Origin of the sequence: Duganella guangzhouensis (genome assembly GCF_009674535.1) — a bacterium.
In the GTDB taxonomy this organism is placed as follows: domain Bacteria; phylum Pseudomonadota; class Gammaproteobacteria; order Burkholderiales; family Burkholderiaceae_D; genus Rugamonas; species Rugamonas guangzhouensis.
Window position 1 is genome coordinate 201,122 of the sequence record NZ_WKJK01000013.1, and the last position, 10,775, is coordinate 211,896.

Below are 10,775 nucleotides of genomic sequence, written 5' to 3' on the forward strand. Positions count from 1 at the left end.
CGCCATTTTTCCGCAGCCGTCATGTCCCACCTGAAGTACCTCAGCGCCTATTCCGAACAAGTCCAGCAGCAAGTCAGTCAGCTGATCGCCCAGAACCGGCTGGGCGAGGTGCTGCTCAAGCGCTACAGCAAAGCCCACGACTTGCGCACCGATCGCGCGCTGTACCAGTACGTGCAGGATTTAAAAACGGAATTCTTGCGCAACGCCGAGCCGATCAACAAGGTTGAGTACGACAACAAGATCCACGTCATCAACCATGCGCTGGGGCTGCATACCGCCATCTCGCGCGTCCAGGGCGGCAAGCTGAAGGCCAAGCACGAGATCCGCGTCGCCACCATGTTCAAGGAAGTGCCGCTGGAATTCCTGCGCATGATCGCCGTGCACGAGCTGGCTCACCTCAAGCACAAGGAGCACGACAAGGCGTTCTACAAGCTGTGCACTTACATGGAGCCCAACTACCATCAGTACGAGTTCGACCTGCGGCTGTATCTGACGGTGCTGGATCAGGGCTCGCCGCGCCTGTGGAGCGCGGCCTAGAAACTGTGGCTCAAGGTCAGCCGCAACGTGCGTGGCTCGACCGGGTGGAAGTGGATATCGCTGACCGCCGAGCTTTCGCCCGATAGCCGCGACTCGTAGTAGTAATCGATATCGCTGGCCTGCTTGTTGAACAGGTTGAACACATCCAGCGACAGGCGGGTGCGCTTGCTCAACTGATAGCCAACCCGCGCATACGCCAGCGTGGTCGAAGCCGAGCGCACACTGTTGTCCTCCGTTAGCGGTCGCGGCCCGAAGTGGCGCAGGTTGAAGCTGCCGGACCAACGTCCCATATCGGTCACCGTCACGCCAAACGAGGCCACGCGATTGACCGCGCCTGGAATGTAGTTCCCGGCCGGATCATCCTGCGTGTAGCGCGCGTGCGAGGTCGCCAGATCCAGATCGAACAGCAGCCACGGCGTGGCGATGTAGTGGTTATTCCACTCGATGCCATGCCGATGGCTGGCGCGACTGGCTTCGGTCTCCCCGGCATCGCCCACGAACACCAGCTCCGACGCGATATCCAGCCGCCACAGCGCCAACGAACTTTGCAGGCCGGGAACGATCTCGGTGCGCAGTCCCAGCTCGCCGCCACGGGTCGGCACCAGCGGCGTCACCGGCGTCGAGGCCGAGCCGTCCGACAAGCGCGTCTGCGTGGTGCCGCGCGCATCGTTGCTGTGGAAGCCCTTGCCGTAGTTGATGAAGTACTCGGTCTTGTCCCACGGCCCGAAAATCAGCGACAGCTTGGGCGACGCGATATGGTCGCTGGCCTTGCCACTATTGCCCTCGATGCTGCTGTCGACGTCGAAACGATAAGCGTCATAGCGCACCCCGGCCAAGCTGCGCAGCCATGGCTGCCATTGCGTGACGTTTTCGGCATACAGGCCGGCGCTGCTTTCCTTGACGCGGTCCTCGCGCACGGTGGCGGTACGCACCCGCGCCACCGTCTCGTACAAGCCCACCGGCGACAGCTGGTCATAGCGGGTCTGCAGGCCGATCTTGTTCCGCATCGGCAGCCCGCCCAGATCGCTGGTCCATGACTGCGCCAGATTGAAGCCCGCCATGGTGCGGCGCTCGCTCTGATTGAACTGATCTCCATCCTCCTCGTTGCTGAGCAGGTAGGTGAAGTTGCTGAACAAGTCCAGGCTGGAATGCACCACATACGCATCCATCTCGAACAGCACGTTGCCATCGCGCTTGCGCATGGCGCAGGACAGGCTGTAACGCGCACTGTCGCCACCGTCTGTGGGATCGATCGCGCCATAACGCCCGATCAGCCCCGACTCGACCGCGCGCAGCGGCACCTGGTCGGTCGAGTTCCAGGTGTTGTGATACGCCATCGCCGTCACGCTATAACCATCGTCGGCGGTGCCGGCGCTGTAGCGCAGCGTGGCGCTGTACTTGCGCACCTTCTCCGGCGTGTCCCACGGCCCGTTGTTGCGGTTGACTTCGAGGCCGTACAGCAGCGTGCCGCCGCCGGCCTGGAACGAATCCGCCACCACCGCGCGCTGATAGCCATAGCTGCCCAGCGACAGACTGGCAATGCCCTGCTCCAGATGATCGGCCAGCTTGATGTGCGCGGCGCCGGCGGAAGCGAAGTCGCCCTCGTCGGCAAAATACGGCCCCTTTTTGTAATCGATGCGCTGCACCAGCTCGGGAATCAGAAAGTTCAGATCGGAGTACCCCTGGCCATGCGCGTGGGTGCGCATATTGACCGGCATACCGTCGACATAGGTGGCGAAGTCGGTGCCATGATCGAGATTGAAACCGCGCAGGAAATACTGATTGGCCTTGCCGTCGCCGCTGTGCTGGGTGACGATCATGCCCGGCACGAATTCCAGCAACTCGCCGGTGCGCAGCGCCGGCCGATTGGCGATCAGGTCGCCGGTGATGACGCCCTGGCTGGCCGCATCCGAGGTGCCGACGGCATTATCGTAATGGCCGACCACCTGCACCTTCTCCAGTTTGACATCCTCTTCCTCCGCCTGCGCACCCGCCCCGGCGACCGCCATTGCCAACACCAACGCCTTCTTCCCGAAACGCATCTTCACTCCTGTTTTTGCAAGCAAACATAGTAAAGAAGGCGTTTCAAAATGGTGCTGCAGGCGGGTAAAACCATGCAAAACCATGTAAGCGCGAGCGGCGCTGCCACCGCTGCTCGCGCCCGGCTTATGCCTGTCTGCGTCGCTGCATCCAGCCCAGCATGCCCAGGCCGGCAAGCAGCATGGCCCAGGTTTCGGCTTCCGGCACCGCTGTCACGTCGATGTTGTCATAGGCGTAGAGCCGTAACACGCCCTCCTGCCACGTCACCGACACCAGGTCGGTAAAGTCTGCGCCCAAGCTATAGGTATGCCACGCGTTGTCGGTAATGGTGATGGTTTGGCTGACCGTCGTGTTGTCGGTCTTGGTGCCGATGAAGGTGACAGTCCAGTCCCGGCGAGCCGGCAGTCGGATCAGGTCGATGGAATTGAGGTTGAAGGCTGGACTGGTCAGCGATGTCAGGGTCGTGGTGCCGACCGGCGTTGCAGCCATCGCATACGAGCCGTTGTTGTAGGTGATTTCTGATGCCAGCAGCTGATTCCCCCATGGCCCCGAGCTTTGCAGCAAGAAGCCGTCTTCGACATAACTGGTACCGGTCCAGGTGGCAATCCAGTTCTGGTAGTTCAGTTGGCTTTGGACCGATCCCGCGTCGAAATCAATGGTGGTGTTTGCCTGGGCAGTAGCAGCGAATAGCAGGGCTGCGGTGGTGGATGCTCTCAACATTGTTAAGGTTTTCAAGACATTTCTCCGTGACATTTTTCTTTTCAGGGCTGCTTCCACAGCCCTCCCCTGTACACCGGGCCAGCACACATCCTCGGGGTAGGCTCGGTGTCATGTGATTGAAGCACATAAAAATGCCAAATCGACATAAAAGTTTTCAATTTGAAAACTGCATTAATGCGGCTGCTTGATATCGTGGGGCGTAGAAAAACAAATAAAGTACCTACACAGAAACGCAACGTGGCGTAAGCGAGACAGGTCAAAGTACTTTCGTTTTGCAAGCTGACGCGAAAAATCGAAGGAGGGACTAGCGCGATTCATAGGTTAACGTTACCATCGTTTTAACCGATTTTTGATCCGCCGGAGACTTTATGACGACCCAACTGCATCATCTGCCCATCGACACGTGGCAAGCCCGAGGTGGCGCCCACACCGCCAGCGAAATCGCCCAGCAACCGGCGGTCTGGCGCCAACTGCCGGCGCTGCTGGATATTCTGCCCGCCGCTGCCCGCGCCAGCTTGCACGCGCTGTTGAACGATCCGCGCGCACTGGTTCTGCTGACCGGCGCCGGCACTTCGGCCTACGCTGGCGAACTGGTCGCGGACCATCTGGATGCCGCCTGGCCGGCGCAAGTACGGGCGCTGGCCACCACCACCTTGCTGAGCCACCCTGCCCTGTATCTGCCAGCCGGACGTCCGCTGCTTCTGGTATCGTTCGCACGTAGTGGCAACAGTCCCGAAAGCCAGGCCGCCGTCGAACTGGTGCGGGCGCAGGCGGCCGGCGCGCTGTTCCTCAACATCACCTGCAATGCCGACGGCAAGCTGGCGCGCGCTGGCGCCGGTCAGGGCGACACCATCAATCTGGTGCTGCCGGACGCCAGCTGCGACCAGGGCTTCGCCATGACCAGCAGCTTCACCAGCATGGTGCTGGCGGCGCTGACGGTGCTGGGACGCGAACCGCTACACGTCGCCGCACAACGCATCGAGCTGCTGGCGACGTTGGCCACGCAATGGATGTCGTCGCAGGCCGGCGACTGGCATGCGCTCGGCCAGCAGCCGGTGCAGCGCATCGTCTATCTGGGCGGCGGACCGCTGGAAGCGCTGGCGCGCGAGGCGGCGCTGAAAGTGCTGGAGCTGTCCGGCGGCCGCATTCTGGCGCTGGCCAATTCGCCGCTGGGCTTCCGCCACGGTCCGAAGTCGGTGCTGGACCGCGACAGCCTGGTGGTGCTGTTCCGCAGCCAGGATTCGCACGCGCGCCGCTATGACCAGGACCTGCTGGATGAACTGCAGCGCGACGGCGTGGCCGGCACCGTGCTGGCCATCGACGGCCAGGCGCTGGGCGCACCGGCGGATCTGGCCGATGCCTGGCTGGCGGTGTGCCACGTGGTGTTTGCGCAGGTGCTGGCGCTGCATCAGTCGATGCGACTGGGCCTGACGCCGGATAATCCCTTCCCCAACGGTACCGTCAATCGCGTGGTGCAGGGCGTGATCATCCATGACTATGCGCGCGCCTGAGCACTACTACGGCATCGATCTGGGCGGTACCAAGATTGAGCTGGTGGCGTGCGACGCCAGCCTGCAAGTGTGTTACCGCCAGCGCGTGCCAACGCCAACGCGGGATTACGACGCGCTGGTGCGCGCGCTGGTCGCGCTAGTCCAGGATGCCGATGCGGCGCTGGCCGGCGCGCCGAGCGCGCCCGCGCCGGTCGGCATCGGCGTACCAGGCATCATTGACGCCGCCAACGGCACCCACATCTGCGCCAACATCCCCGGCCTGATGGGACGCGAACTGTTGTCCGTGCTGCGCGCGAAACTGCAACGCCCCATCGCATTGGGCAATGACTGCCAGTGCTTCGCCCTGTCCGAAGCACACGGCGGCGCTGGTGATGGCGCGGCCAGCATGTTCGGCCTGATTATCGGCACCGGCGCTGGCGCCGGCTACGTGGTTGAGCAAAAGCTGGTGCGCGGCCTGCACGGCGCCGCCGGTGAGTGGGGCCACTGGCCGCTCGATCCGAGTCTGCTGAAACGCTACGAACTGCCGCTGCTGCCCTGCCCTTGCGGCCGCGCCGCCTGCCTTGAAAGCTACGTCTCCGGCACCGGCCTGCGCAACCTGCACGCGCACCTGAGCGGCGGTGAAGGCGACAACGCCGAACAACTGGCCGCGCGCCGCGCCGAGCGCGACGCCATGGCCACCCGCGTGTTCGACGTACACCTCGACCTGCTCGGCGCCGCGCTGGCCCGCATCATCCTCGCCTACGACCCGCACGTGATCGTGCTGGGCGGCGGCCTGTCGCAACTGCCGCACCTGTACAGCGGGCTGCCCGCCGCCATCCGTCCCCACCTGATCCCCGGCCTCGGCGTGCCGCCCATCCTGCCGCCCGTCTTTGGCGATGCCGGCGGCGCGCGCGGTGCCGCACTGCTGGCGCGCCAGGCCAACACCTCATCCAACCAGGAGCCATGATGTCCCCTATCCAAACCCTGATACGACAACACCATGCCGGCCAGGCGGTCGGCCTGCCCAGCGTCTGCTGCGCCAACGCGCAGGTGCTGCACGCCGCGATGGAAGTGGCGCTGGCGCACAACACGCCGTTGCTGGTGGAGGCTACTTCCAACCAGGTCGACCAGTTCGGCGGCTACACCGGCATGACGCCATCCGACTACATCGCCTACGTGCGCAAGCTGGCCGACCTGGCCGGCCTGCCGCCAGAACGCCTGATCCTGGGCGGCGACCATCTCGGCCCCAACACCTGGCAGCACCTGGCGCCGGCGGAAGCAATGGCCAACGCGCGCGTGCTGATCGCCACCTACGTGCGCGCCGGCTTCCATAAGATCCACCTCGATTGCAGCATGGCCTGCGCCGGCGATCCCGTGCCGCTGCCGGACGCCATCGTGGCCGAACGCTCGGCCGACCTGGCGCAAGTGGCCGAGCAAGCGGCGCAAGCCGCCGAGCTGCCACCGCCGGTGTACGTGATCGGCACCGAAGTACCGATCCCCGGCGGCGAGGCGTCGCTGGCCGGCGGCCTGCAAGTGACGCGGCCCGACGCCGCAGCCGCCACGCTGGCCGCACACCAGCAAGCCTTCGCCGCGCGCGGGCTGCATGGCGCTTGGGAGCGCGTGATCGCACTGGTGGTACAGCCCGGCGTCGACTTCGACCACAGCACCGTGCACCACTACGCGCCGGCCGAAGCGGCGCCGCTGTCGGCCTTCATCGCCGCCCATCCGGGACTGGTGTTCGAGGCTCACTCCACCGACTACCAGAGCGAACGCGCGCTGCACGCGCTGGTGCGCGACCATTTCGCCATCCTCAAGGTCGGCCCGGCCGCCACCAATGCGCTGCGTGAAGCCAGCTTCGCACTGGCCGCCATCGAGGACGCGCTGATTCCGGTCGAACAACGCTCGCAGCTGGTCGAGGTGCTGGAGCGCTGCATGCTGGAACAGCCGCGCCACTGGCAGAAGCACTACCATGGCGGTCCCGATCAACTGCGCATGCTGCGCAAATACGCACTGTCCGACCGCAGCCGCTATTACTGGGGTGAGCCGGCAGTGGCGCAGGCGCTGGAGCGGCTGCACGCCAATCTGCAAGACCGCGAACTGCCGCTGCCGCTGATCAGCCAATATCTGCCCGAGCAGATGGAAGCGGTGCTGGATGGCCGCCTGCCGCCGCGCGCCGCAGAGCTGGCGCGACACAAAATCGGCCTGGTACTGGCGCGTTACGCGCGCGCCTGCCATGCCAACAACGCGGAGGCGTTGTGCTGAACGCCGAGGTGCGCCGTGATCAAATCCTGCAGGCGCTGGAGATGCAGGACAAGGTGCGCGTCAACCGCCTCGCGCAGCGCTTCGGCGTCTCCACCGTGACCATCCGCGGCGACTTGAAAATGCTGGCGGCGGCGGGACTGGTGCGGCGCCAGCACGGCGGCGCCTGCACCACGCGGCGCGCGCCGCCGGAACTGCCGCTGGATGAAAAACGCGGCCAGCACCGCGAGCGCAAACACCACATCGCCGCCCGCGCCATGCAACTGGTACAACCGGGCGACAAACTGATACTGGATGCCGGCAGCACCACACTGCAACTGGCGCGCCACCTCGCGCGCGCCAGCGTGCAGCCGGATGCGCCGCTGCCGCTCAGCGTCTTCACCAACAGCCTGCCGATCGCCCACGAACTGGGCGCGGTACAGGGGATAGAACTGATCCTGTCCGGCGGCACGCTGCGCAAGGCATCGCAATCGCTGCAAGGGCCGCAGGCCGAGGCCGGGCTGGGAGGCTATGTGTTCGACAAAGTCTTCCTCGGCGCCGACGGCTGCGATCCCGAATTCGGCCTGTCCACCCACGACGAAGCGGACGCCCGCCTCAACGCGCGCATGGCAGCGCAGGCGCGCCAGGTGATCGTGCTGGCGGACGGTTCCAAGTTCGGCCGCATCTGCCTGCACCGCATCTGCGGCCTGGGACGCATCGACACCGTGGTCAGCGACAGCAGCCTGGCGCCAACCATGCGCACCGCGCTGACGCTGCGCGGAGTACAGGTTTTGATCGCAGAAGAGGAATGACATGAACCACCACACCATCAGCGGCCGCATCCTGACGCCCCAGGGCTGGGTACAGGGCCGGCTGCATCACAACGACCGCATCAGCCACATCGAAGCCGATCCAACTGCGGCGGGCGATCAGCTGATCCTGCCCGGCTTCATCGATCTGCACGTGCATGGCGCCGGCGGCACCGACATCATGGAAGGCGGCGACGCAGCATCGCGCGTGGCGCGCCTGCACGCGCGCCATGGCACCACCACCCTGCTCGGCACCACCATGACCGCGCCGCCGGCCGACATCGAACACGCGCTGCGCGGCCTCGGTGCTGTCATCGCCAACCAGGCGCCGGACAGCGCGCAGATCCTCGGCGTGCACCTCGAAGGCCCGTTCCTCAACTGCCAGCGGCTGGGCGCACAGCCGCCGCCGGTCAGCACCGGCACGCTGGAACAGGTGCAGCGCTGGAACGCCATCGCGCCGATCAAGGTGCTGACGCTGGCGCCGGAAATTCCCGGCCACCTGACGCTGATCGCTCAACTGAGCGCGATGGGCATCCGCGTCCAGGCCGGCCATAGCGCCGGCAGCTACGAGGACGGCGTGGCCGCCATCGAAGCCGGCCTGGCTGGCTTCACTCATCTGTTCAACGGCATGTCCGGCTTCAGCCACCGCTCGCCCGGCATGGTGGGCGCGGCGCTGGCGCATGGCGAATTCGCCGAAATCATCCCCGACCTGCAGCACGTCAAACCAGGCGCGCTGCGCGCCGCCATGCGCGCCATCCCGCGCCTGTACGCAGTGACCGACGCCACCGCCGCGACCAGCATGCCGGACGGCGAATACATGCTGGGCAGCCAGCGCGTCATGAAGTGCATGGGCTGCGTGCGACTGGTACTGGGCGATTCGCTGGCCGGCAGCGCGCTGACCATGGACCAGGCGCTGCGCAACCTGGTCGATCTCGGACTGTCGCTGGAGGATGCCTCGGCGCGCGTGTCGCGCTACCCGGCCGAATATCTCGGCCTGCAGGATCGTGGCCAGCTGGCCGCCGGCCTGCGCACCGACCTGGTGGTACTCGACACCCAACTGCAAGTGCGCCGCGTCGTCATCGGCGGCCACGCTATCAACCTCGCTCAAGGAGCTACCCAAGATGCACCTGTCTACGCCTGAAAACCAGACCCGCTACCTGCTGCTGGTCGCCGGACTCGGAGGCCTGCTGTACGGGATCGACGTCGGCATCATCGCCGGCGCCCTGCCCTATCTCGAAGCCAGCGCGGTGCAGCTGTGGAAGCTGTCGTCGCAGCAGTTGGGCTTTGTAGTGGCGGCGGTGCTGCTCGGCTCCGTGCTGTCGTCGCTGACCGCCGGCGCGCTGGCCGAGAAGTGGGGCCGCAAGCGGCTGATGTTCATCTCCGGCCTGCTGTTCAGCATCAGCATTCCCGTGATCGCGCTGGCCGATGGCTACATGCCGCTGCTGCTGGGCCGTCTGCTGCAAGGCATCAGCGGCGGCTTGATCGGCGTGGTGGTGCCGCTCTACTTGGCCGAAAGCCTGCCAGCCGCCGTGCGCGGACGCGGCACCGCCATCTTCCAGCTGCTGCTGACCATCGGCCTGGTGCTGGCCGCCGCCATCGGCCTGCTGGTCGCTCACCAGGTGGAACAAGCCGCGCGCGACACGCCAGCCGTGCTGCAAGCGGTGCAGGATGCCGCGTGGCGCCGCATCTTCTGGCTTAGTCTCACACCCGGCCTGCTGTTCAGCGCCGGCGTGCTGTGGCTGGCCGAATCGCCACGCTGGCTGATCGCGCGCGGTCGACCGAACGAAGCGCTGCAAGCACTGCGCCGCACCCGCCACGCCGACGAAGCGCGTGCCGAACTAACCGCCATCTCCGGCCAGGGCGAGGACAGCGTCAGCGGCCAAGCGCAACGCGACGGCGGCGGCCTGCTGCAGCGCCGCTACATCCTGCCGTTCCTGCTGGCCTGCCTGATTTTGGCCTGCAACCAGGCCACCGGCATCAACTCGGTGCTGGCGTATGCCGTCACCATACTCGATCAAGGCGGCCTGTCCGGCAGCATGGGCAACGTCGGTGACTTCGCACTCAAGCTGCTGAACGCGCTGATGACCGTGCTGGCCGTGGTACTGGTCGACCGCAAAGGCCGCAAATTCCTGCTGATGCTAGGCTCCGGCGGCATCGTAGTCTCACTGCTGGCTGCGGCGCTGCTGTTCCGTGGCGCCGAAGCTGGCCAGGCCGACATCAGCACCGCGTTAAATCAGCGCATCAGCGCCAACGCCCTGCAACTGGATGCCGACACCCTGCACACGCTGGCCGGCAACGACGACTACCAGCTCGACATCGCCTACAGCTACGGACCGATGACACAGGTCCGAAGCCTGCGCCCCGGCGACACACTACGCATCGCGCCACCGGACTACGTCGAAGGCGACAGCGTCATCGGCGCCGCCTTCCGTCGCCTGCACCTGAATCCCTTCCCCGACATGAACGCCGCACTGCAAGCGCCGCTGCAAATCGAACGCGCCCGCATCGGCCCGCGTCCGCAGACCCGACATGGCTGGCTGGTGCTGGGCTGCCTGCTCGCCTTCATCGCCAGCTTCGCAGTGGGACCGGGCGTGTGCGTATGGCTGGCGCTGTCCGAGCTCATGCCCAACCGCATCCGCTCCAACGGCATGAGCATCGCACTGCTGATCAACCAATTCGTCTCCACAGTATTAGCGGCAGCCTTCCTGCCAGTGGTCAGCCTGCACGGCTACGCCCCGATGTTCTTCTTCTGGGCCGGCTGCACCGTGGTCTACTTCCTGGCCGCCACCTTCCTGCTGCCCGAAACGCGCGGCAAAACGCTAGAAGAAATCAACGGCCACTTCGCCTAATGTAACCGGGGTCAATCCTCCCAAAGCTACACGGGCTCTACCGTAGCGTTCCGCTACGGTAGAGCCCGTGTAGCTTTGGGAGGATTGACCCC

At 65.4% G+C, this 10,775-nt stretch carries 9 protein-coding genes; 7 read left to right on the forward strand and 2 right to left on the reverse strand.

Going from position 1 to position 10,775, the window contains the following annotated elements; all coding sequences use genetic code 11:
• Window positions 1-21 precede the first annotated feature (21 nt).
• Window positions 22-537 carry a YgjP-like metallopeptidase domain-containing protein gene (locus tag GJ699_RS23440; protein WP_154380862.1) on the forward strand — a complete coding sequence of 172 codons (516 nt, stop codon included), beginning with the start codon at window positions 22-24 and terminating at the stop codon, window positions 535-537.
• Here the strand turns inward: GJ699_RS23440 and GJ699_RS23445 are convergent.
• Window positions 534-2,579 (reverse strand): TonB-dependent receptor, encoded by a 2,046-nt coding sequence (locus GJ699_RS23445; RefSeq protein ID WP_154380864.1) that lies wholly within the window; start codon window positions 2,577-2,579, stop codon window positions 534-536. The two genes, GJ699_RS23440 and GJ699_RS23445, sit on opposite strands and share 4 nt — an antisense overlap.
• A 124-nt stretch (window positions 2,580-2,703) precedes the next feature.
• A complete protein-coding gene (locus GJ699_RS34245) occupies window positions 2,704-3,354 on the reverse strand; it encodes a PEP-CTERM sorting domain-containing protein (protein ID WP_371867644.1) in 651 nt (216 codons plus the stop codon).
• 311 nt (window positions 3,355-3,665) lie between these two features.
• Here GJ699_RS34245 and GJ699_RS23455 point away from each other — a divergent pair, with 311 nt between their 5' ends.
• From GJ699_RS23455 to GJ699_RS23480, 6 genes are read left to right on the forward strand one after another with little or no spacing between them, the layout of a single operon-like run.
• Window positions 3,666-4,808 (forward strand): SIS domain-containing protein, encoded by a 1,143-nt coding sequence (locus GJ699_RS23455; protein WP_154380866.1) that lies wholly within the window; start codon window positions 3,666-3,668, stop codon window positions 4,806-4,808.
• On the forward strand, window positions 4,789-5,754 hold the full coding sequence (locus tag GJ699_RS23460; RefSeq protein ID WP_154380868.1) for an ROK family protein: 966 nt from the start codon (window positions 4,789-4,791) through the stop codon (window positions 5,752-5,754). Before GJ699_RS23455 ends, GJ699_RS23460 begins: the two co-directional genes overlap by 20 nt.
• Window positions 5,754-7,049, forward strand: a complete 1,296-nt coding sequence (locus GJ699_RS23465; RefSeq protein ID WP_154380913.1) for a D-tagatose-bisphosphate aldolase, class II, non-catalytic subunit — start codon at window positions 5,754-5,756, stop codon at window positions 7,047-7,049. Before GJ699_RS23460 ends, GJ699_RS23465 begins: the two co-directional genes overlap by 1 nt.
• Window positions 7,043-7,837, forward strand: coding sequence for a DeoR/GlpR family DNA-binding transcription regulator (locus tag GJ699_RS23470; RefSeq protein ID WP_371867645.1), 795 nt, complete (start codon window positions 7,043-7,045; stop codon window positions 7,835-7,837). The genes GJ699_RS23465 and GJ699_RS23470 overlap by 7 nt, the downstream gene beginning before the upstream one ends.
• A gap of 1 nt (window position 7,838) precedes the next feature.
• Window positions 7,839-8,975 carry an N-acetylglucosamine-6-phosphate deacetylase gene (gene nagA, locus GJ699_RS23475; protein ID WP_154380870.1) on the forward strand — a complete coding sequence of 379 codons (1,137 nt, stop codon included), beginning with the start codon at window positions 7,839-7,841 and terminating at the stop codon, window positions 8,973-8,975.
• Window positions 8,956-10,683 carry an MFS transporter gene (locus tag GJ699_RS23480; protein WP_154380871.1) on the forward strand — a complete coding sequence of 576 codons (1,728 nt, stop codon included), beginning with the start codon at window positions 8,956-8,958 and terminating at the stop codon, window positions 10,681-10,683. The genes nagA and GJ699_RS23480 overlap by 20 nt, the downstream gene beginning before the upstream one ends.
• The last annotated feature ends 92 nt before the right edge of the window (window positions 10,684-10,775 follow it).